Annotated in this window: 19 protein-coding genes; 9 read left to right on the forward strand and 10 right to left on the reverse strand. The window is 58.1% G+C overall.

The features are described 5' to 3' along the window. The first annotated feature begins 16 nt into the window (after window positions 1-16). The gene (locus tag U8U68_RS09800; RefSeq protein WP_322200629.1) at window positions 17-616 is read left to right on the forward strand and encodes a GNAT family N-acetyltransferase; all 600 of its coding nucleotides are present in this window, start codon (window positions 17-19) and stop codon (window positions 614-616) included. Window positions 617-943: 327 nt separating this feature from the next. On the opposite strand, the gene U8U68_RS09805 is transcribed toward U8U68_RS09800, so the two are convergent. Then, window positions 944-2,293: an MATE family efflux transporter gene (locus U8U68_RS09805; RefSeq protein WP_322200630.1), complete on the reverse strand. Its 1,350-nt coding sequence runs from the start codon at window positions 2,291-2,293 to the stop codon at window positions 944-946. 192 nt (window positions 2,294-2,485) lie between these two features. Between U8U68_RS09805 and U8U68_RS09810 the strand changes: the two genes are divergently transcribed. From U8U68_RS09810 to U8U68_RS09840, 7 genes are all read left to right on the forward strand, one after another. Then, window positions 2,486-4,135 carry a methyl-accepting chemotaxis protein gene (locus U8U68_RS09810; RefSeq protein ID WP_322200631.1) on the forward strand — a complete coding sequence of 550 codons (1,650 nt, stop codon included), beginning with the start codon at window positions 2,486-2,488 and terminating at the stop codon, window positions 4,133-4,135. A 105-nt stretch (window positions 4,136-4,240) separates the two neighbouring features. Then, window positions 4,241-5,278 carry an L-threonine 3-dehydrogenase gene (tdh, locus tag U8U68_RS09815; protein WP_322200632.1) on the forward strand — a complete coding sequence of 346 codons (1,038 nt, stop codon included), beginning with the start codon at window positions 4,241-4,243 and terminating at the stop codon, window positions 5,276-5,278. A 294-nt stretch (window positions 5,279-5,572) separates the two neighbouring features. Further along, window positions 5,573-6,760: a glycine C-acetyltransferase gene (locus U8U68_RS09820; protein WP_322200633.1), complete on the forward strand. Its 1,188-nt coding sequence runs from the start codon at window positions 5,573-5,575 to the stop codon at window positions 6,758-6,760. A gap of 510 nt (window positions 6,761-7,270) precedes the next feature. Then, window positions 7,271-8,077: a hypothetical protein gene (locus U8U68_RS09825; RefSeq protein WP_322200634.1), complete on the forward strand. Its 807-nt coding sequence runs from the start codon at window positions 7,271-7,273 to the stop codon at window positions 8,075-8,077. A gap of 46 nt (window positions 8,078-8,123) precedes the next feature. Continuing rightward, complete coding sequence (locus U8U68_RS09830; RefSeq protein ID WP_322200635.1) at window positions 8,124-10,436, forward strand: AMP-binding protein; 2,313 nt, start codon at window positions 8,124-8,126, stop codon at window positions 10,434-10,436. Next, window positions 10,436-10,993 (forward strand): GNAT family N-acetyltransferase, encoded by a 558-nt coding sequence (locus U8U68_RS09835; RefSeq protein ID WP_322200636.1) that lies wholly within the window; start codon window positions 10,436-10,438, stop codon window positions 10,991-10,993. The genes U8U68_RS09830 and U8U68_RS09835 overlap by 1 nt, the downstream gene beginning before the upstream one ends. A gap of 13 nt (window positions 10,994-11,006) precedes the next feature. Continuing rightward, entirely contained in the window at window positions 11,007-11,540 is a 534-nt protein-coding gene (locus U8U68_RS09840) for an HdeD family acid-resistance protein (protein ID WP_322200637.1), read from the forward strand. A 35-nt stretch (window positions 11,541-11,575) separates the two neighbouring features. Here U8U68_RS09840 and U8U68_RS09845 read toward each other — a convergent pair whose 3' ends face one another. Next, window positions 11,576-11,935 (reverse strand): TSUP family transporter, encoded by a 360-nt coding sequence (locus tag U8U68_RS09845; RefSeq protein WP_322200638.1) that lies wholly within the window; start codon window positions 11,933-11,935, stop codon window positions 11,576-11,578. After that, window positions 11,932-12,297: a TSUP family transporter gene (locus U8U68_RS09850; RefSeq protein WP_322200639.1), complete on the reverse strand. Its 366-nt coding sequence runs from the start codon at window positions 12,295-12,297 to the stop codon at window positions 11,932-11,934. The genes U8U68_RS09845 and U8U68_RS09850 overlap by 4 nt, the downstream gene beginning before the upstream one ends. Before the next feature lie 157 nt (window positions 12,298-12,454). Here U8U68_RS09850 and U8U68_RS09855 point away from each other — a divergent pair, with 157 nt between their 5' ends. Continuing rightward, the gene (locus U8U68_RS09855; protein WP_322200640.1) at window positions 12,455-14,149 is read left to right on the forward strand and encodes a peptidoglycan D,D-transpeptidase FtsI family protein; all 1,695 of its coding nucleotides are present in this window, start codon (window positions 12,455-12,457) and stop codon (window positions 14,147-14,149) included. A gap of 38 nt (window positions 14,150-14,187) precedes the next feature. Here the strand turns inward: U8U68_RS09855 and U8U68_RS09860 are convergent, their stop codons facing one another. From U8U68_RS09860 to U8U68_RS09890, 7 genes are all read right to left on the reverse strand, one after another. Next, the gene (locus U8U68_RS09860) at window positions 14,188-16,152 is read right to left on the reverse strand and encodes a hypothetical protein (RefSeq protein WP_322200641.1); all 1,965 of its coding nucleotides are present in this window, start codon (window positions 16,150-16,152) and stop codon (window positions 14,188-14,190) included. Next, a complete protein-coding gene (locus tag U8U68_RS09865) occupies window positions 16,149-16,805 on the reverse strand; it encodes an RNA polymerase sigma factor (RefSeq protein ID WP_322200659.1) in 657 nt (218 codons plus the stop codon). The genes U8U68_RS09860 and U8U68_RS09865 overlap by 4 nt, the downstream gene beginning before the upstream one ends. A gap of 238 nt (window positions 16,806-17,043) precedes the next feature. After that, a complete protein-coding gene (locus tag U8U68_RS09870) occupies window positions 17,044-18,243 on the reverse strand; it encodes an L-serine ammonia-lyase (RefSeq protein ID WP_322200642.1) in 1,200 nt (399 codons plus the stop codon). A 394-nt stretch (window positions 18,244-18,637) separates the two neighbouring features. After that, on the reverse strand, window positions 18,638-19,642 hold the full coding sequence (trpS, locus tag U8U68_RS09875; RefSeq protein ID WP_322200643.1) for a tryptophan--tRNA ligase: 1,005 nt from the start codon (window positions 19,640-19,642) through the stop codon (window positions 18,638-18,640). A gap of 83 nt (window positions 19,643-19,725) precedes the next feature. Continuing rightward, window positions 19,726-20,916, reverse strand: a complete 1,191-nt coding sequence (locus U8U68_RS09880) for an aminotransferase-like domain-containing protein (protein WP_322200644.1) — start codon at window positions 20,914-20,916, stop codon at window positions 19,726-19,728. A 77-nt stretch (window positions 20,917-20,993) separates the two neighbouring features. Then, entirely contained in the window at window positions 20,994-22,088 is a 1,095-nt protein-coding gene (gene ychF / locus U8U68_RS09885) for a redox-regulated ATPase YchF (protein WP_322200645.1), read from the reverse strand. 153 nt (window positions 22,089-22,241) lie between these two features. Then, window positions 22,242-22,448: a hypothetical protein gene (locus U8U68_RS09890; protein WP_322200646.1), complete on the reverse strand. Its 207-nt coding sequence runs from the start codon at window positions 22,446-22,448 to the stop codon at window positions 22,242-22,244. Between the last annotated feature and the right edge of the window lie 257 nt (window positions 22,449-22,705).

Here is a 22,705-nt window from a genome sequence, read left to right on the forward strand (position 1 = left end):
CGTGAATGGAGGACTTATGAATACCAAAAATACGCCCCGCTTGGAGACGGAGCGGCTGATACTAAGAAGGTTTACGGAGGATGACCTGGAGGCGATTTTCAGCATTTTTAGCGACAAGGAAGCGAACACCTATCTGCCCTGGTATCCAGTGGAGACCATGGAGCAGGCCCAGGAGCTGTACGTTCGGCGCTACGCCCAGCTGTATAGCCAGCCAAAGGGCTATGGCTATGCGGTGTGCATGAAAGCCGACGACCGGCCGGTGGGCTATGTGGAGGTGAGCGCTGGTGAAGGCCACGACATGGGCTATGGGCTGCGGCGGGAGTTCTGGCGGCAGGGCATTGCCACCGAGGCCTGCCGGGCGGTGATGGACCAGCTGCGGGCAGATGGCGTGCAGTATGTAACGGCGACCCACGACACCGACAATCCCCGCAGCGGCCGGGTGATGCGCCGCCTGGGCATGACCTATAAGTACTCCTACATGGAGCAATGGCAGCCCAAAGATATCTGGGTGCTGTTCCGCATGTACCAGATGAACCTGGATGGCAACGACAGCCGGGTATACAGGGGGTACTGGAACCAACACCCGCAGCACTACATAGAGGACTTTAGCGAATAAGAAAAGACCGGCGTTCTTCCCCAAAAGGGAAACGCCGGCCTTTTTTGTAGTGAATGTGCGTGAGAATCGGCGTGGCCGCTCTACCGATGGTTTAAAAGGGGATCTTACGCACCCTTTTTTTGAGCAGCGTTTCACTCCAATTAAAATAGGCGTCTGCCAGACTTTGCATGATTTTGTAGTACAAGAAAAAGCCCCCGGAAAAACGGTCGCCTTTTTTAGGGGGGACACAAAAAGGACGGCTTCTGGTCAGAATAAACGGCGTTTCGGAGTAAAAAAGACGCTGGGCGGCTTTGAGAGGCAGAGGCCGGCCAAGGGGCCCGTTTTCGGCTATTCCTGGAAAAAGCCGGGCAGCAGTTTCTTCCGCCGGATAAAGTAATACCCAAAGCCCGCCAGGTCTGCCAGCACCCAGCCAATGGGCACAGACCACCAGATGCCGGTTACGCCAATGGACGTCACGGCCGAGAGGCTGTGGGCCAGGGCCACCCGCAGGCCCAGGGAGACTACGGTTAGCACCACAGACATGCCTGGGCGGCCCAGGGCCCGGTAGAGGCCGTACAGCAAAAAGAGGAACCCAATGCCCCAGTAGAAGGCTCCCTCAATGCGAAGGTACCGCACTCCCTGGGCGATGATCTCTGTCTCCGCCGGGTCCACAAAGAGCCCCATCAGCTGTGGGGCAAACAGACAAACCAGCCCCGAGACCCCCAGGCAAAAGACCAGGGCGGCCAGCGCCGCCCCCCGAAACCCGGCCTGAATACGCCGGCGCTGGCCGGCTCCGTAGTTTTGGGCAGTATAGGTGGAAAAGGCGTTGCCAAAGTCCTGCACAGGCATGTAGGCAAAGGCGTCGATCTTCACAGCCGCGGCAAAAGCCGCCATCACCGCTGGACCAAAGCTGTTGACAATGCCCTGTACCAGCAGAATGCCCAGGTTCATCACCGACTGCTGTAGGCAGGTGAGCACTGAAAAGCTGGCGATTTGCCGCACGCAGTTCCAGCCGACCCGGCGCTGGGCCCGGGTCATTTTCAGGCAGGGCAGCCGCAGCAGAGAATAAATGGCAATGCCCACCCCAGACACATATTGGGCAATCACTGTGGCCCAGGCCGCTCCGGCCGGTCCCCACCGCAGCCCAAGAACAAACCAGAGGTCCAGGCCAATGTTCAATAAGGCGGAGGCCCCTAAAAACACTAGGGGCGTTACCGAGTTTCCCAGGGCACGCAGCAAAGAGGCAAAGTAATTATATAAAAAGGTGGCGAAAATGCCGCAGAAAATTACCCAGAGATAGGCCCGCATGTGGCCCCAAACCGGGTCTGGCACCCGCATAAACCACTTTATGCCGTCTAGACACAGAAACACCGCCAGATTCAAGACCAGCGTGAGGGCTAAAATAAGCAGAAAAGAGGCGCATACGGCCTCTTGCAGTCCTCGCTGGTCCCGCTGGCCAAAACGGATAGAAAAAAGAGTCCCGCTGCCCATGCAAAGGCCCAGAAGAATGGAGGTGAGAAAGGTCATCAGCGTAAAAGAGGAGCCCACCGCCGCCAGGGTATCGGGCCCCAAGAATTTGCCGACAATTAGGGTGTCCGCGATGTTATAGCACTGCTGCAAAAGGTTGCCCAACACCATGGGCACGGCAAAACGCAGCATAGAGCGTACCGCCGGCCCCCGGGTCATGTCCATAGCCATAAAAAAGCCTCCTGGGGAATATGCTTTAGAATTATAGTACCAGAGAACGGGTGGAAAGTCAATGCGGGGCGCGCCGCCTCTTTTGTGCAAAATTTTGGACTTGCAAAACCACGCCGCGTAGTGTATTATTAGCATAAGTAATCGTCGGCTTTTTAGCTTTGCCGCGGATAACGAGGAAGGATGTGTGTTCCAATGCAAAAAAGTATTAAGAGAACCGTTGCCATTCGGGTGGTGGCAGTACTGGTTTCTACACTGCTGTTCAGTTTCATGACCACCTTTAATATTTTCAGGATACAGGCCACCCAGGCAATGGCATCTCAGGCCAACGCCCTGCTGGACCGGGCGGAAAAGGCGGAAACTGCCCACTACAAGTGGGTAACAAACCTAAGTAACGCCCTGTATGCCGGCACAGAGTTTACCGGCAGTATCGACCCCTCTACTTGTGTTTTGGGCCAGTGGCTGTACGGCGAAGCGGGAACCGACGACCAGGATATTCTGGCTCTGCGTTCTCAGCTGGAGCCCCTGCACAAGGAACTGCATGAGTCCGCCACCTACGTACTGGATTTGCTGAAGACAGACCCCCAGGCAGCCACCAGCTATTTTCAAGAGACCATTCATGGCAATTTGGGCACCTTAGTGGGTCTTTTAGATCAAGTGATCGAGCGCAGCAGCGCCCTTAGCCAAGAAAGCGCCGCCGAGATGGAGAATACAGCCGTAACCATGCACATCACTTCGGGGGTGTGTCTGGCGCTGGCGCTGTTCTGCCTGATTGGCCTGATCCTCTATGTGATCAAGCGGGTGGTGGAGCCCATCCTTAGCATTACCGAGAGCAGCAAGGTGCTGCAAGAGGGTAAGCTGGAGCTAAAGTTTAACTACAGCTCCAAGGATGAGCTGGGCCAGCTGGCCAGCACCCTGGAGCATTCTATGGGACTGATTGAGAGCTATGTAACAGACATCAACAGCATTCTGGACCGGGTCTCTCAGGGAGATTTTGATGTGAGTACCAGCGCGGACTACATAGGAGATTTTCGCTCGATTCAGGCTTCTATCGACAGCTTTACCAGCACCCTTTCCGGGGCTTTAGGCGCCATTGCCCAGGCGGAGCAGCGCATTTCTGCCAACGCCGACCAGCTGGCCAGCAGCTCTCAGTCTCTGGCTCAGGGGGCTACGGAACAGGCCAGCTCGGTACAGGAGCTGTATGCCACCTTGGATGACCTTTCCAAGAGCGCCAAGCAGAACGTGCAGACCGCCGGGGAAGCCCAGGCCCGCGCCACGATGACCGGCCAGCAGGTGGCTGCCAGCAGCGAGCAGATGAAACAAATGGTGGCTGCCATGGAGGACATCAGCGGTACTTCCCAGCAGATTGGGCAAATCATTGCCACCATCGAAAATATTTCCTTCCAGACAAACATTCTGGCCTTGAATGCGGCGGTAGAGGCGGCGCGGGCTGGCGAGGCCGGAAAGGGCTTTGCTGTGGTAGCCGGCGAGGTACGTAACCTGGCGGCCCAGTCCGACCAGGCGGCCAAGGCCACCAAGGAACTGATTGACAACTGCGTGGAGGCCGCTGGGCGCGGCAGCCAGATTGTGGGCGGGGTCTCTGCCGAGCTGCAAAAGACCCTGGAGCTGGTGACCCGTTCCAACGAGGACATCGGCGTGATTGCCGACGCTGTGCGGGGCGAAGCTGAGTCCATTATGCAGGTCACCGAGGGCATTGGCCAGATCTCCGCGGTGGTGCAGACCAACTCGGCCAGCAGCGAGGAGTCCGCGGCCGTTAGCACAGAGCTGTTCAGCCAGGCCAATTTGCTAAAGGGCGAGGTCAGCAAGTTCCGGATGAAGAAATAAAAAAGCGGGAAGAGCGCGCTTTATACCCGCCAATACCGGCTTTCGCGGACCAAAAAACAGACGCTTAAGGGCAAAGGATGCTTAAAGATAGGAGGAGATCGATCGATGTCTCAAATGATGGACGCCCTGGTAAAGCCCGCTGCGGGCCCAGGACTGGAGCTTCGCCAGGTACCGGTGCCCCTGCCAGGGCCAGGGCAGGTCCTGATTAAAGTGCACAAAACCGCTATCTGCGGCACGGATGTCCACATTTACAACTGGGACCCCTGGGCCCGGGAGCACATCCGGCCCCCCATGGTCATCGGCCACGAGTATGTGGGCGAGGTGGCCCAGCTGGGCGCAGGGGTAGAGGGGCTGCACGTGGGCCAGCGGGTCAGTGGCGAGGGTCATATTACCTGCGGCCGCTGCCGGAACTGCCATACCGGCAACATCCAGTGGTGCAAAGACACCCAGGGTGTGGGCGTGGACCGGGACGGGGCCTTTGCCCAGTATGTATGCATTCCCCAGAGCAATGTAATTATCATTGACGAGAGCCTGCCCGAAGAGGTGGTAGCTTTCTTCGACGCTTTTGGCAATGCCACCCATACAGCCCTGATGTGGGACTTGGTGGGAGAGGACGTACTGATTACCGGCGCGGGGCCCATTGGAATCATTGCCGCTGGGGTGTGCAAGTACGCCGGGGCCCGCCGGGTGGTGATTACAGATATAAACGACTACCGGCTGGACCTGGCCCGAAAGATGGGCGCGGACGCGGCGGTGAACGTAAAGACCGAGGACCTGCCCAGTGTGATGAGCAAGCAGGGCCTGGTAGAGGGCTTTGACATTGGTCTGGAGATGAGCGGAAACGGCGCGGCCTTGACCCAGATGATTTCTGTGATGCGAAACGGCGGCAAGATTAGCCTTTTGGGAATTTCCAACGAACCCGTGCCTATGAACATGAACGGTATTATTGGCAAAGGGCTTACTTTACAGGGGATTTACGGTCGGAAGATGGATAACTGGCACCAGATGAGCTACATGGTGCAGGGCGGCCTGGATCTGACGCCGGTAATCACCCACCGGTTCCACTACACCCAGTTTGAGCAGGGATTTGCCGCCATGAATAGCGGAAAGTCTGGGAAGGTGATTTTGGACTGGACTGAGTGAGCGTTTCATTTTGCGTTTGTGTCTTTAAGCCGGGACGGCAGGAAAGAGGAACGGGAGGGGTGCTTTTTTCTTGTAAGCACCCCTTTTCCGCAGGCGGGACCCGCTCTTTACAAGCGGTTTCTTCTTTACGGGAAAGATTTGTGAAGGGCTGGGGCTTGTCTGCCGCTTGCGGCCCCCGCTTTCACGTCTTGCGGTCTTGAAAGACGGTCGAAACGGTTTATTGAACTTTGCGCTGCGGCGTATAGTCTGGTATGTATTTGGCAAGGCTTGTGTTTTTATTTGGGAGGTCATTTTATGAAAAAAGCTTTAGAGAAGTATAAAAATGAGCTAGAAGCGATCCGTGAGGCAGGCACCTGGAAGGGGGAACGGGTCATCACCACCCCCCAGCGGTCCCGGATTGACACCACAGAGGCCAGCCGCGTGGTGAATATGTGCGCCAACAACTACCTGGGCCTTGCCAATAATCCGGAGTTGATTGCCGCGGCCAAAGAGAGCTACGATCAATGGGGCTTTGGTCTCTCGTCGGTGCGGTTTATCTGCGGCACCCAAAGCGTTCACAAACAGCTGGAGCAAAAGCTCTCGGAGTTCTTGGGCACAGATGACGTGATTCTGTACTCCTCCTGCTTTGACGCCAACGGAGGCCTATTTGAGACCCTGCTGGGGCCCGAGGACGCCATTATCTCTGACGAGCTGAACCATGCCTCTATTATTGATGGGGTGCGTCTGTGCAAAGCCAAGCGCTTTCGCTATAAAAACAACAATATGGAGGACCTGCGGGCCCAGCTGGAGGCTGCCGAAGAGGCGGGCTGCCAGGTGAAGCTCATTGCCACAGACGGCGTGTTCTCTATGGATGGCTACATTGCCAATCTAAAAGGTATCTGCGACCTGGCAGACGAGTTTGACGCTCTAGTGATGGTAGACGACAGCCACGCCGTGGGCTTTATGGGGGACACAGGCCGGGGCACGCCGGAGTTCTGCGGGGTACAGGGCCGGGTGGATATTATTACAGGCACCTTTGGCAAGGCCCTGGGCGGGGCCAGCGGCGGCTATACCGCGGCCCGCCAGGAAATTGTAGAGCTTCTGCGCCAGCGCAGCCGTCCGTATCTGTTCTCTAATACCTTGGCTCCTGCTGTATGCGCCGCCAGTCTAAAGACCCTGGAGCTGCTGACAGCCTCTACGGAGCTGCGGGACCGGGTGCACGAGAATACTGCCTACTTCCGGGAGAAGCTAAGCCGTTTGGGCTTTGACGTGCTGGAGGGCAGCCACCCCATTGTGGCAGTAATGCTGTACGACGCCAAAGTGGCGGCAGAGTTTGCGGTTCGAATGCTGGAAAAAGGTGTGTATGTGGTGGGCTTCAGCTATCCCGTGGTGCCAAAGGGCCGGGCGCGTATTCGCACCCAGGTTTCTGCGGGGCACAGCCGGGAGGACCTGGATTTCGCGGTGGAATGCTTTAAGGCAGTGAAAGAAGAAATGGGCATTTAACCTGGCGCTTGCTTAAAAACAGATATTGCGCTCTGCCAGCAGGACATTCTTATAGAGGAAACAGAACGCTGTATAAGGAAAAATTTTTTGGAAACTATTGACTTTTTGGGACTTGGGTGTATAATACTCTTTAAGTAAGATGTAATTGTATAAGTAAAGGCAATGACGAAGAAGACATGGTTGCGACCCTTTCAGAGAGTTGGCGGTTGCTGCAAGCCAATGGGGTACGGCCGAAAATGTCCATCCCTTCTGAGCCGGGGACCCGAAACCCGAGACGCGCCAGCAACCGGGAGCTTAACAAGAGCTGTGTGGAGTTTTTGGGGAAGTAGATGTCCTCCGTAAAGCCGCGTTAGGGCAAAGGGCTTGTTAGAGTCCGCAGAGGAGGCAGAGGCTAGCGCCATAGGGGCGTTTTGCTTTTGCAAGATGAGTGGTACCGCGGAGCAATTCCGTCTCATGGGGAGAAATCCCTGTGAGACGGTTTTTTTTATGGGTCGCGAAGGAGGAAAGTCCATGAAAGCGTACGAACTGACGTTAAAAACCAACCACTTCCTATTGCGGGATGGAACGCTGACCGAAAAACAGAAAGACCAGATCCTTGGCCAGCTGCTGGCCGCGCGAAGTACCCCAGAGGAGGCGGAACGGTTTTACCGTGGGGTCCGCTGCCCGGGGAACCGAGACCGGGAAGGCCGCAGGATGTACCCAGAATGCTTTATTCCAGCCTACAACCAGGGTGAAAAGTACAAGACCCTGATGAACCAGACCCCAAAGACCCAGCTGTTTGCCAGCAACCTATATGAGCTGGAGATCCTGCGGCTGCTGTGCCTGCTGGGGCCAGAGCTGCCGGAGGTGGAGGCTATGCGGCAGCAGACCCTGGCGCGGCTGCGCACCACCTGCTTTGGCTATCAGGACGACGGGGTGGGGGAGTGCTTCGACGCTTCGCTGGTGGTCCTGCGGTTCCTGGCGGCGGCCGCCCCGGAAGAGGAGGCCTGGATACAGAGCAGGCTGGACAACTTCAACCAGCACTATGGAGAGAAAAAGCGCCCCTGGTTTTGCCTCTGGTACTACTGGCTCTGCCTTAGCGAGTTGCCCTTTTCTCTGGCAAAGCCTTATACGGACCCGCACCTGCCGGAAATGCTGAAGTGGCTGGAGCACAAGGGGATGGTGATGCACAGCAACCATGACGTGGCGGTACACCCCACGCTGATGTATCTGCTGCGGAACAGTGCCGCCCGCTACCCCCAGTACGCCTATATCAAAGAGCGCAAGCCCTATATCCGAGAAAAAGACGGCAGAATTTGTTTTGACATAACGTGTTAACTGGTAAAATTTCGATATACTACTCTTATCAAAGGGGGACGACCCAATGGAAAAAACAGACCTAAAAACCCAGCTGGCCGAGGTGGCCCAGCGCATCCGCACTATGCGGGAGATTACCGGCCTTTCGGAAGAGGAGATGGCCAAGTGCACGGGCGTTACAAAAGAGGAATACCAGCATTGCGAACTGGGCGAGCAGGACTTTAGCTTTACCTTTATCTACAAGTGCGCCAAGCGCTTTGGCGTGGACCCCACGGACCTGATCCGCGGCGTCAGCCCCACGTTGTCCAGCTACACCATTGTCCGCCACGGGGACGGCCTGCCCATTGCCCGCCGCCACGGTTTCAAATATTTGAACCTGGCCCCCCTGTTTAAAGATAAGACCGCGGAGCCGTTTTTTGTTACCATGCCCTATTCCGAGGCCGAGCAGCACGTGGCCATTAAGCTGGCCGCCCACACGGGCCAGGAGTTCGATATTGTGGTAAAGGGCTCCATGAAGATGCAGATCGGCAGCCACATCGAAACCCTCAACGAGGGCGACTCCATCTACTACAACTCCGGCACCCCCCACGGGATGATCGCCACCGGCGGAGCCGACTGCCAGCTGTACGCCATGGTGATGAAAGGTACGGAGGACCTGCCCCACCAGCCAGACCGGTTTCAGACCCTCATCCAGCGCAAGCTGGCCCGGCAGAACCGGGAGAGCGTGGCCGATCCCTTTATCGAGACCACTCTGGACGAGAACGGCATCTTAAAAGAGATTCAGTTTAAAAACGAAGAGAACTTTAACTTTGGCTTCGACATTGTGGACGAAATCGCCCGCCGGGAGCCAGAACGCCTGGCGATGCTCCATGTGGATAAGCACAAGGTAGAGCGCCGCTTTACCTTTGGCGACATCCGCCGCATGTCCAACAAAACCGCCAACTACCTGGAGAGCCTGGGCATTCAGCGGGGAGACAAGGTGCTGGTGGTGCTCAAGCGCCACTATCAGTTCTGGTTTGTGATCACGGCCCTGCATAAAATGGGCGCGGTGATTATCCCGGCCACCCATCTTTTGATGGAGCACGACTTTGACTACCGCTTTAAAGCGGCGGGGGTAAAGGCTATTTTGTGTACCAGCGACGACCAAACCGCCGACGAGGCCCACCGGGCTGCCCAAAACTGCCCTGGGGTGCAGGTGAAGATTCTGGTTGGAGAGAACCGGCCCGAGCGGGGGCTGACCGGCTGGCATGACTTTGACAAGGAGATGGCTCTTTTCCCGGATGTGTATGACCGAAAGCCAGACTCTCCCTGTGGCAGCGACCTGATGCTAATGTACTTCACCTCCGGTACCACAGGTTATCCGAAAATTGCGATGCACAGCTATAAGTATGCCCTTGGCCACTATATCACCGCCCGGTACTGGCACAATGTGAACCCAGACGGCCTGCACTTTACCATTTCTGACACGGGCTGGGGCAAGGCTATGTGGGGTAAGTACTACGGCCAGTGGATGTGCGAGGCGGCGCTGTTTACCTATGATTTTGACAAGTTCGACGCCCACGACATTCTGCCTATGTTCGCTAAGTACCATATCACCACCTTCTGTGCGCCGCCCACCATGTACCGGTTCTTTATCAAGGAGGACCTCTCGAAATATGACCTTTCTGGAATCGAGTACTCCACCACGGCCGGCGAGGCCCTGAACCCAGAGGTCTACCAGCAGTGGAAGCGGGCCACGGGCCTTATGCTGATGGAGGGCTTTGGTCAAACAGAGACCACCTGTGTGATTTATAACCCGGTGGGCGCCATCCCCAAAACGGGCTCTATGGGTGTGCCCAGCCCCCTGTATGATGTGGATATTGTGCTGCCCGACGGCAGCAGCGCCCCGGTGGGCGAGACAGGAGAGATTGTGATACGTACCGATAAGGGCGCGCCCTGCGGCCTGTTTATGGGCTACTACCAGGATGAGAAGCAAACCAGGGAGTCCTGGTATGACGGCATGTACCACACTGGCGATACGGCCTGGCGGGACGAGGACGGCTTCTTCTGGTACGTGGGCCGCACGGACGATGTGATCAAGTCCTCTGGTTACCGCATTGGGCCCTTCGAGATCGAAAGCGTGATCATGGAGCTGCCCTATGTGCTGGAATGCGCCGTTACCGCCGTGCCGGACCCGGTGCGGGGCCAGGTGGTCAAGGCCACCATTGTGCTGACCCGGGGCACAGAGGGCACCGACCAACTGAAGAAAGAGATACAGACCTATGTAAAGAAGCACACAGCTCCCTATAAGTACCCCCGCATCGTGGAGTTCCGGGAGGAACTGCCCAAGACCATCAGCGGCAAGATCAGGCGGGTGCAGCTGCGGGAGGAGGAAAAATAATGCTTACAAACGAGACGCCGTTTCTGCTGAAGGACGGCCGGAAAGCCTTACTGCGCAGCCCCCGGCAGGAGGATGTGCCCGGCCTGCTGGACTATCTGGTAAAGTCCGCCGAAGAGTCGGAATTCATCTTGCGCGGTCCGGAGGACTGCAAAAAATACACCCCGGAGAATGAGGCCAAGTGGATAGAGAACATGAACGCCGCAGAGAACGCGGCCACGCTGGTCTGCCAGGTGGAGGGCAAAATCGCGGGAAACTGCGAGGTGAGCAGAAGCAATATGGCCAAGATACGCCACCGGGCCAATGTGGGCATTGCCCTCTTAAAGGAATTCTGGGGCCAGGGTATTGGTACAGCGATGTTCCAGGAGCTCATCCGCATTGCGGAAAGCTGGCAAGGCCTCACCCAGCTGGAGCTGGAATTTTTAGAGGGAAACTTTCGGGCCCGGGCCCTGTATGAAAAAATGGGCTTTCGCATTGTGGGCGTGCGGCCCGACGCCTTCCGTCTAAAAGACGGAAGCATGCGCAACGAATATATTATGATTCGAAAGATTGGATGTTAGGAGAGTGACCGCGATGTTGAAAAGTATTCGAAACAGTTTGGTGCTTACATCTGTTTTGTACACGGCCCTGGGGGTGGTGCTCATCCTTTTTCCCGGCTCGGCCCTTCAGTGGGCCAGCATTGTAATTGGCGGGGTGACCCTGTGCTATGGGGCGGTGCGGCTGTACTCCTACTGGAAGGCGGGAGGCGGCTACCAGAGCCGGTTTGACCTGTTTTTAGGGATGATCCTGGCCCTGTTGGGGGTGTTCCTGATGGTGAGTCCGCAGTTTTTGGCCTCGGTCATTCCGGTGACGCTGGGGGTCTATATTCTGGTGGACGGGGTTTCCTCCATCAAAAAAGCCCTGGACATGAAGGCCCTGGGCTTTGAGAAATGGTGGATTTCGCTGACGGCGGCACTGGTTCTTTCCCTGCTGGGGCTGGTAATGGTTCTGCGGCCCTTCTCGCTGATGAGCCACCTGGTGGTATTTATTGGCGTGAGTTTTGTATTCGACGGCGTGTACACCCTGGCCAATACAGTGGCAGCGGACCGAATCTATAAAGCAAAATAAAAAACGCCGTTTTCGATGCTTCAAACAAGCCCTAGTCAGCGGTCAGAATAGAACAGCTCCTTCACCCCCACAACCAAAAGCAAGACCCCAAAGCCCCGCCGCAGCAGCCCCACATCCATCCCTGCCGCAGCTAGGGAACCTGCCAAGCAGGCGGGTATGCCCAAAAGCACACACCATAGAACGGCCTGGCCCTCTACCAGGCCGTTTTTTATGTGTCCCAAAAGGGCCGGAAGTCCACAGGCGGCAAAATACACCAGGTTCACGCCCCCGGCCCGCAGCTGGTCCATGTGTTCCACCAGGGTTAGCCAGAGGACCAGCAGGGTGCCGCCCCCCACCCCAAAACCGGAGATCACCCCAGTGGAAAAGCCCACGAGCATGCCAAAAAACCAGCTCATAGGTTCAACACCGCCCTTACGCCTCCGTAGAGGATTAGCAGCCCAAAGGCCCTATGCAGCCATTTTACCGGCACCCGCCGGAACACCCGCCCGGAGACCAGGCCCCCTAAGAATCCCCCGGCCAAAAAGGGCCAGGCGGCGTTAAGGTCCAAGCTGCCTTTAAAAAAATAAATGGCTGCCGAGACCAGGGACAGGGGCAGAATAACGGCCACCGAGGTGGCAAAAGCCTTGCGCTGGGGCAGCCGGGCCCACCCGGCCAGCAGCGGCACCAGAAAAAGCCCCCCGCCCGCGCCAAAAAGGCCGTTGGCCAGACCGGCTAATCCCCCGGTGAGGGCGTATTTTACCTTGACGGAATGTTTCATGAAGCGCCTCCCTCTCGGGCCTTTTCCGGCCCCTTCTTATCAAAGCTTCTCCGATTTTGGCGGGAAAATGCGAATTTTCCCGGGAAAATTCCGCATACTGAAAGGGAAATGTCGTGGCGGCCGGTCCTGGGGCCAGCCGCCGGTAGTGGGGGAGCTTATGAAACGAAAAACCGTAAAAATAAAAGCCTATGCCCTTTTGCTTGGACTCTTTTGCCTGATGGGGGCTGCCGGGCGATCTTTGGCAAATATATCCGGGGACGCGGAGTACGTGGCTGCCGCTGGCCAGCAGAGCGTCTACCGGCTGGATGTGGCCAAAAGCCGGGGTACCATCTATGACTGCAACCTGACGCCTCTTACGGGCCAGACCACCCGGCTGGTGGCGGCGGTAGCCCCCACAATCGAGGCTGTGGGGGCGCTGGAGTCTGTTACCAAGGGGCGCTACCGGCAGCGGCTGGCCACAGCCCTGGAGGATGGTAAACCCTTTGTAATGGAGCTGGACCGCTATCTTGAGCACGACTGTGTGGACCTGTTCAGTGTGCCCAGGCGCTATCAGGAAGATCAGCTGGCCCCTCATGTGGTAGGATACCTGGACAGCACCGGCAGCGGTGCGGCCGGGGTGGAGCTGGCCATGAACGACGCGCTGGAGAACCATGGAGGGGAGATCACGGTTTACTACCAGGTGGATGGCCTGGGCCGGGCCATTGCCGGGGCCAGCCGGATGGTGGTGGACACGCTGGAGCCGGCTGGGGGCGGCGTGGCGGTGACCATAGACGCGGAGATACAGCGCCTGGCAGAGGAAAACGCCGGGGAGCTGGGCCGTGGGGCCGTGGTAGTTACAGAGGTGCCAAACTGCGAGATACGCGCCCTGGTAAGCCTGCCGGACTTTGACCCAGGCGATATTGGAACAGCGGCCCAGGGCCAGGACTCGCCCCTTATTAACAGGGCCTTCTGCGCCTACCCGCCGGGCTCGGTGTTTAAGCTGGCTACCGCCGCCGCCCAGCTGGAAAGCCAGCAGAAAACCCAAGAGCCGGCAAACAGCGGAACCACCCCTGCGGAAAGCCCCGTGGGCCCCCTTTTTACCTGCAACGGCGCGCTAAACGCTGGGGGAATGCTGTTTCATTGCTTTGACGGCACGGCCCATGGAGTGGTGGACCTGAAAGCCGCTCTGGAAAAGTCCTGTAACGGTTACTTTATCAGCGCGGCCCGGGCCCTGGGAGGGCAGACCGTGCTGGCCATGGCCTATAACCTGGGGCTGGGCCAGCGCCAAGAGTTTGGCCGTGGGCTGTTTTCCTCGCCGGGAATTCTGCCCGAGGCGTCTGACCTGGAAAACGCCCGGGCTCTGGCCAACTTCTCCTTTGGGCAGGGGGATTTGGCGGTTACGCCTGTACAGCTGTGCGGCATGATGAACGCCATTGCGGCCGGGGGGCAGTATAGCTCGCCCAAGTTGATAGCCGGGCAGGTCAACGCCCAGCAGGAGCTAAGCCCTTATCAGCCCGTAACAGACCAGACCGTGCAGGCCATGTCTCCCGCCACAGCCAAGACTCTGCGGGACTACCTGATTAGCGCCGCCAAACGGGGAACTGGCTCGGCAGGCGCGCCGGGAAACTGCGCCAGCGGCATAAAGACCGGCACATCCCAGACCGGGGCCTATGAAGGAGGCAAGGAGCTCTCCCACTTTATCTACTGCGGCTTTATCTGCGACAAAACCGGCGCTCCCCGGTACTGCGTCACCGTGCTGCGGGAATCTGTGGCAGAGGATCAGGGCGCCACCGCCCGGGTGTTTCGGAAAATCACGGAAGGGCTGGCAGAGCTGGCGAATCAAGAGGATGAAAAGAAAGCGGCCCGGGGATAAGCGCCCCTGGGCCGCATGCATTCTTTTCCTTCCAGACTCTAGGGCTGTGTGTCGCTCCTGCCCCCGTACAGGTCGCTCTCTGCCCCAAAAGAAGACGGGGCCGGGGCTTGGGGCCAGTTCTCGGGGGTCTTCTGCTGTGCGTAGTAGGCTACAAAATCTCCCAGAGTCTCCACCCGGCTGCGCATCATTTCCTCGTTTAAATCGGAAATAAGGGTTTTTCCCGTCTCCAGGTCCACTAGCTCCAGGCGGGTGTAGCGCTGTAGGCCTCCAGTGGAGTCCTGACGGTCGTAGAGATAGTATATCCAAAAAGACATGACCCTATAGGTCTCTCCTGTGCTGGGCAGAGAATAGCTGCTCTCCATATACGAGCCGTTTTCGCCCGTAAAACGTTCCCCTTCCGGCAAGCCGGTGGTTACAGGTAATTGCTGCACCAGCACGTCATCGTAATAGGCCTGAATGGCCAGGCTCCGGCCCACCATGGGATAGGGCGTGAACAGGGAAACGTACTCGCCCATACCTGTGGGGGAGGCTTCCATGGGCTGGAGGCTTATATCAATACAGAGGAAGTCATTCAGAAAAGATCCCAGGGGCGGGGCCTTTCGGTCCGGGTCCAGCTTTTCGTTGCCGGTTTTCTTGTAGTTTTCGCTGGCAAACACCTGGTTTTTCTCCAGGTCAATGCTAAACTCTGCCAGCACCCGGCGGCAGGCGAACTCTCCGGCCTCCTCCGGGGTCTCGTAAAAGGTAAGCACCAGCGGCGCGTCCAGACGTACGGGCTGACCTTGAGAGCAAAATGTGAACCGGAAGGTGTTCTTATCTCCAAACTGTTCTGGGCCTAACTCCAAATCAATTTCTGTGCCATCCGCCAGCTGGACCTCGCTCATTGTGTAGCCGTTCCGCCACGGGTCCTCTGGGGTTTTGGGGGCGGCGGGGGCGGCTTCCTCTTGCCAGAGTTGGGCGTAGATCCCCAGGGGCATGGATTCTTCCATAAGCAGCAGGTCGCCACAGAAGCCAATATTGGGCAGGGTGGCCTCCACCTGTACATAACTGGGGGTATATTCCACCCGCTCCAGGGTGGCCTGGTTATCCGTGGCAGGGGAGAGGATGGTGTGGTTTTGGGTGTTGTCTATCTCCACCTTACACGAAAGCTCAAAGCTAGGGGTCCAACTTGCTATATGCTCCATCCCCTGCTCACCATAAAAGGTTAGGGTCAGTTCCGGAATAAAGATCTGTACTTCCACAGCGCCGTCTATCGGTTCTTTCAGCTGGGTCAGATCCAGGGACAAGGAGCTTTCCGCCCGGCCGGCGCCATTGCTTTCAAAGCTAAGGGTTTCATTCTCATTAACAAGGGCTCCTTCTACCACCACATGGGCGCTGGGGAGCACATAGTCATATTCGTTAGCGTATTCCGGTATCCCTGTCAGCAGCTGGTAGCCGGTTTTTTCCTCAAGGTCTCCTTCCCGCTGCTTAAAGGTTTCGGCCAGGTTCATATCCATGCCAAAGCCAATGCTTAAATCCAGGTATAGGGTCTTGCCGTCGGTCCAGGCCGCGTCAACGGTCAGATCCCCAGGGAACTCCCCAAGGGGCTGCGCGGTGACCGGCAGAAAAACAGGCGCCGCCTCTGGCGTGGGGGTAGGAGAGGGCGTGGCCTCCGCCACCGGAGGGGGGGGGGCCTCCTGTCCGCCGTTTATAGACCGGAACACAAAGCCCAGGCCAGGCAGGGCCTCGGTAATTTGGGGGTAGGTGGAGTTTACCCCCAGCAGCCCCAAAAACACCAGAGCCAAAACAGCGGCCGCCATGGTGGTGCGCCGCAGCAGCTCCCGCACCGGGCGGTAGCGGACGGGCAGCTCTTCGGGCAGCTCCAGCAGGGTCTTTTGCATCGCGGCGTGAAATGCCTGGGGGGGCTTTTCCACCCCCAGCTGCCGGGCCAGCTGGGCCCGAAAGGCCCGGTCCCGCCGCAGCGGCGGACGCGGGGGCCGGCCAGGTCCGTGTTTGCCAGTTTTCATAGCCCTGCCTCCTTTCCGTTAGCTCCAAAGGTTTCCTTAAACTTCTTTCGCCCATGATAAAGGCGCATTTTTGCCGCACCCTCTGTAATGCCCAAAAGCTTTGCGATCTCCTTTACCGGGATGTCGTTCAAATAGTATAGGGTAAGGATCAGCCGGTCGTTTTCTCCCAGGGCGGCCAGCGCGCGGCGCACGTCCAAAGAGAGGTCCCGGTCCTCCTCTTGGCCTTCTTCAGGGAGAAGGTCCAGGGGCACCAGGCCCCGCTGCTGGCGGAGCAGGTCGTAACAGCAGTTAATGACCACCCGGGTAAGCCAGGTCTTAAAAAATTTGGGCTGGCGCAGGGTATGTAGTTTATAAAAAGCCCGGCACAGGGCCTCTTGCACAGCGTCCTGCACGTCGGCCTCGTTGTGCAGAATGGCCTTGGCGGTGCCGTACATGGCGGTTTCGTACTCGCCCATCAGGCGGACAAAGGCCTCCTTGTCGCCGTTCTGGGCTTTTCTGACCCAACGTTCTATAATGGTTCTCACCGCTTTCAAGTGGTGTAATGAAAAGAAGAAAGGAAAAAGGCCGGAAAACCCGGGAAAGACGGCATTCTTCCAAATAATACTTGCAATACCTGTTTTTATGGATAAGAGCCCCCGGTGGTCTCCTTCCATTGCAATATTGTAAACGCGCTTGAAATCAGTAGATAACCGCGGTTCAAGGAACAAAAGGGTGAAAGCCTCTAAAGGAATGGACCGCTTTAGCGCCGCATGAACGCATAGTAAACGCCCTTGAAAATCGGTACATACCTCTTTTGAACCGCGTTAACTATACTCCTGTGAATTAGACGGTTTCCCGCTCCGCCAGGTAAGCTCATTCTGAAAAAAAGAGCGCCGCCCGCGCTCTTTTCCTCTATTCCCGGTAATTTTTCGCCAGCCCGCCCTCGCTGGTCTCCCGGTATTTACTAAACAGGTCCCGCCCGGTCTCATACATGGTCTTTATTACCATGTCAAAGCTGATCTTCCGGGTATAGGTCAAAAAATTTGCCAAACTTAAGGCATTGATGGCCCGCATACCCGCCACGGCGTTGCGCTCGATGCAGGGGATCTGCACCAGCCCCCCAATGGGGTCGCAGGTCAGGCCCAGGTGGTGCTCCATAGCCACCTCGGCCGCGTATTCAATCTGGTCCAGGTCCATGTGATACACCTCGGCCAAGCCCGCCGCCGCCATGGAGCAGGCGCTGCCAATCTCTGCCTGGCACCCGCACTCCGCCCCGGAAATAGAGGCGTTGGTCTTGATCACATTGCCCACAAGCCCGGCCACAGCCAGGCCCTTTAACATGTCCCGGTCAGAAAAGCCCTGCTGCTCCTGTTTATACAGCATCACGGCGGGCAGCACCCCGCAGGCCCCGCAGGTGGGGGCTGTAACAATGGTGCCGCCCCCAGCGTTCTCTTCGCTGACGGCAAAGGCGTAGGCGCACACCTTGCGGTTTTCCCGGGTCTCTTTGCTCTCGTCCATGTGGCGCTGGCGGTTCAGGTACATGGCCTTGCGCTGCACCCCCAGGCCCCCGGCCAGCTCGCCGTCCTTGCGGATGCCCCTGTATACAGCCTCTTTCATCACCTCCCACACTTCGGAGAGGTACTCCCAAATCTTCGGCCCCTCGCACTGCTCTACATACTGCCACAGGTAAAGGTCCTTCTCCCGGCAGTAGTCCTTAATTTCGCTAAAGGTGCGCAGGGGGTACACCTGGGGCGGGTCGGCCTGGGCCTGGCCCTCAATCTGTATCTTGCCGCCCCCCACGCTGAACACCCGCCAAAAGCCCAGGCGCTCCCCACGTAGGAAAGCCTCCAGCTCCATGGTGTTGGGGTGGGGCAGGTTCTCGGTCTCTGTGTCAAAGAGAATACGGGCTGGCAGGGGCTCCAGGGCCTCTTTTACCGCCACGTCCGTGAGGTGGCCCCGGCCTGTCTTGGCCAAAGAGCCGTATAAAGTTACCTGAAAACTGTCGGCCTGGGGGTACGCGGCCTGAAAGCGCTGGGCCGCCCGGCCCGGCCCCATGGTGTGGGAGCTGGAAGGCCCCCGGCCAATGCGGTAAAGTTCGGTTAAAGATTCCATGGGAAGCCTCCTGAAAATAAAGTATGGGTCTTGAGAGCAGCGAAACGGCTTCGAGGCAGGGCCAGGCGGAACCGCTGGCGTGAAAGCGGCGGGAAAAGTTTCGCCAGCCTTTTCAAAAGCTGCGAGGTTTGGAGCAGAGCTCCAAGGTCTTGCCGCGGTGCGTGGCACGAAGGCCGTTTAATACTCCCGGGCCCTTCCGGGCCCATCATGCGCGCAGGGCGCGCTTTGTCTGCCAGGGGAAGGCCTCCGGGCGCACAGGCCGCGCCCTTCGGCAAGACCGTGGAGCGCCGCTCCACCACCTCGCCGGGGGAAATCCTTTCCCCCGGACCTCCTGCCGCATTCTGCGGCTAAATTTGCCGAAAAGTCTGGTGCAATATCCTATCGGTACAAGTTCTTAGTCCACCAGCCCTACCTTGCGGTACACCTTCCGCAGGGTGCGCTGGGCCAGGGCCTGGGCCCGGGGGGCGTTGTCGTGGTAGGTCTTTTCCAAAAAGGCCTTGTCCGCCACAATCTCCTTGTACCGGTCCTGAATGGGCTTTAGCTCGCTGATGACCGCCTCGGCCACAGCGGGCTTGAAGTCTCCGTAGCCCTTGCCCTCAAATTCGCCCTCAATTTCCTCCATAGTCTTGCCCGTAATGGCCGCGTAAATGCCCATCAGGTTGTTGACCCCGTCCTTGCCCGGGGCAAAGCGCACTTGGCTCTCGCTGTCGGTAACGGCGCGCTTGAACTTGCGCATAATGGTGTCCGGGTCGTCCAGAACAGAGATGTTGCCGTTCTGGTTCTCGTCAGACTTGGACATTTTATTGGTGGGGCTTTGCAGGGACATGACCCGGGCCCCGTGCTGGGGAATCAGCGGCTGGGGCACGGTAAAGGTGGGGCCGTACACGCCGTTAAAGCGCTCGGCAATGTCCCGGGCAATCTCCACATGCTGTTTCTGGTCCGCGCCCACGGGGACAAAGTCCGCCTGGTACAGCAGAATATCCGCCGCCATCAGGCAGGGGTAGGTGAAGAGCCCGGCGTTGATGTTGTCTGCGTGCTTTTGGGACTTGTCTTTAAACTGGGTCATGCGGGAGAGCTCGCCAAACTGGGTGTTGCAGCTAAGAACCCAGGCCAGCTGGGTGTGCTCCGGCACGTGGCTTTGGATAAAGAACAGGGTGCGGCTTACGTCAAAGCCCATGGCCAGCAAAAAGGCGTAGGCCTCTTTGGTGTAGCGGCGCAGCTCGGCGGGGTTTTGGCGCACGGTAAGGGCGTGGAGGTCCGCCAGGGCGTAGACGCAGTCATAGCCCTCCTCTTGAAAGCGCAGGTGGTTGCGCAGGGCCCCCAGGTAGTTGCCCAGGGTAAAGGTGCCTGTGCACTGGTACATGCTAAGGATGCGCTTTTTTTGTTCCGTATTTTCCATTTGGGATTCGCTCCTTGTTTGATTGATGAGGACGGGCCGGGGGCTCCGAAAAGCCCCTGGCCCCAATGTTTTTTCCGCTGGTTTTAGCCCGCCATCTCTTTGGCCAGCTGGCCTAGAATTTTAACGCCTTCCCGCAGCTGTTCATCCGTGGGGGTGGAAAAGTTTACCCGGAACGCCTGGCAGGGCTGGCTCTCGTCCGTCAAAAAGGCCGTGCCCGGCACCACGCACACCTTTCTCTCGGCCCCGCGCTTTACAAAGTCCAGCATGTCGATGCCATCCGGCAGCACGCACCAGGCAAACAGCCCGCCCTCAAAGGAGTTCCAGGTAATTAGCGGCGCAAAATGCTCTTCCATGGCCTTTAGCAGCACCCCGCTTTTCCGGCGGTAGATGTCCCGCAGCCGCTGAATGTGGGCCTCGTAATCGCAGCCGGTCATAAACTGGTGGCAGACTATTTGGGCCCAAATATTGCTGTGTACGTCCTCGCCCTGCTTGCACACCACCATTTTCTGGATCAGCTCTTTGGGGCCAATGGCGTAGCCCACCCGCATACCGGGGGAGACCACCTTGGAAAAGGACCCGGCGTACATCACCACGCCCTCTTGGTCAAAGCTTTTAATGGCGGGCAGGTCCTCCCCGGCAAAGCGCAGGTCGCCATAGGGGTTGTCCTCCAGCACCACCACGCCGTGGTCCCGGCAGAGCTCGTACACCCGCTTCCGCTTTTCCAGGCTCATGGTAATGCCAGAGGGGTTCTGGAAATTGGGAATGGTATAAAAGTACTTGACGTTTTTCTCTGTGCGAAGGGCCCGCTCCAGGCCCTCTATACTAACGCCGTCCGCCTCCATGGGAATGCCGCACAGCTTGGCCCGGTAAGAGCGAAAGGTGTTCAGGGAGCCGATAAAGCTGGGGGCCTCGCATAAAACGCCGTCGCCTTCATTAAGCAGGGTTTTGGTAAGCAGGTCCATCACCTGCTGGGCCCCGCTGGTAATCAGCACATCGTCCCCGGGGCCGCCCACCCGGTGCTTGTTCTCCATGTATTCGGCCAGGTGCTGCCGCAGGGGGGCGTAGCCCTCGGTCACGCTGTATTGCAGGGCCTCCATGGGGGTATGGGCCAGCAGCTTTTGGGAGATGGCCTCAATGTCCTTATAGGGGAAAGCGTCGGGCGCGGGATTTCCCGCCGAGAGGGGGATAATCCCCGGGGCGGAGGAGTTCTTGAGAATTTCCCGAATGGCCGAGGGCTTTAAGCTTTTAACGCGTTCTGAAAAGGCGTAGTTCATGTGGATTCTCTCTTTTCTAAGGGGTATTTTCGTGTTGCCGGGGTCTCTATTGGGAAAAAACACAGGGGCGCGCCGCCTTAAACGTTAAACCGGAACAGCACAATGTCCCCGTCCCGCATCACGTACTCTTTGCCCTCTGACCGCACCAGGCCCTTTTCCTTGGCAGCGGCCATGGTGCCGCACGCCATCAGCTCGTCAAAGCCAATGACCTCGGCCCGGATAAAGCCCCGCTCAAAGTCCGAGTGGATTTTTCCCGCCGCCTGGGGGGCCTTGGTCCCTTTGAGAATGGTCCAGGCCCGTACCTCCGGCTTTCCGGCGGTAAGGTAGGAGATAAGCCCTAAAAGGGAGTAGCAGGCGGTAATCAGCCGGTCCAGGCCAGACTCGCTAAGGCCGAGGTCGGCCAAAAACAGCTGCTTTTCCCCTGGCTCCAGTCCGGCTATTTCCGCCTCAATTTGGGCGCAGATGGGCAGCACGGCGGCGTGTTCCTTTTGGGCGGCGTCCTTTACCGCCTGGTAAAAGGGGTTATCCTCCATGCCGTTTTTAAAGTCCGCCTCGCTGAAGTTGGCGGCAAAAATAATGGGCTTGTTGGTAAGCAGGGAAACCGAGGCCAGCCACCGCGCCTCTTCCTCGTTGCATTCCACGCTGCGGGCGCTTTGGCCCGCCTCCAAAGCGGCGTGGACCCTTTGGAAAAAGTCCAGCTCCGCCTGGTACTTTTTGTCAGACTTTAGGAGCTTCCTGGTTTTGTCAATGCGCCGGTCCAGCACCTCAATATCTGAAAGAAGCAGCTCCACGTCAATGGTCTCAATATCCCGGGCAGGGTCAATGCTGCCCTCTACGTGGATAATGTCCCCGTCCTCAAAGCAGCGCACCACGTGAACCACGGCGTCTACCTCCCGGATATTGGAGAGGAACTTGTTGCCCAGGCCCTCGCCTTTGGAAGCGCCCCGCACCAGCCCGGCAATGTCCACAAACTCAATGGTGGCAGGGGTAAACTTTTCCGGCTGGTACATTTCGGCCAGCGTATCCAGGCGGCGGTCCGGCACGGCCACCACGCCCACGTTGGGCTCAATGGTGCAAAAGGGGTAATTGGCGGACTGGGCCCCGGCGTTGGTAATGGCGTTAAATAGAGTGCTCTTGCCCACGTTGGGCAGGCCGACGATACCTAATTTCATGAGTTTTCACGTCTCCTTGCTATGAGGTTCAATACCGCCCAACGCAAGCGCTGGACCTTTAGTCGCGGAGTCGGGCAAAGCTGCGCCCTCCCTGGGTGGTATGGGTCAGCCGAGCCAGCGCGTTCCTCTGGGCGCAGCGCAAGCGCTGCACCTTTAGTCGCGGAGTCGGGCAAAGCTGCGCCCTCCCTGGGTGGTATGGGTCAGCCGAGCCAGCGCGTTCCTCTGGGCGCAGCGCAAGCGCTGCACCTTTAGTCGCGGAGTCGGGCAAAGCCCCGCCCTCCCTGGGTGGTATGGGTCAGCCGAGCCAGCGCGTTCCTCTGGGCACTCCCGGCGCGGCCCCTCTTTTTTTGCTTTAGCCAATACGGGCCCCACTCCTTCGGCCCCTGTCCGCGCTGGCTGGGCCAGAAGCTAACACCGGCAAGTGAGCTCAAGCGAACGCCCCCGCGGCTAATGGTCCAGCGCTTGCGCTGGCGAACGCCCCTGCGGCTAATGATGCAACGGTTGCGCTGCCGGAAGCCCCCAGAGGAACGTGTTGGCTCCGCTAGAAGATACCACCGGCGAGTGAGCCCAAGCGAACGCCCCCGCGGCTAATGGTCCAGCGCTTGCGCTGGCGAACG

It is taken from the genome of Acutalibacter intestini (assembly GCF_034334985.1).
GTDB classification, from domain to species: domain Bacteria; phylum Bacillota; class Clostridia; order Oscillospirales; family Acutalibacteraceae; genus Acutalibacter; species Acutalibacter intestini.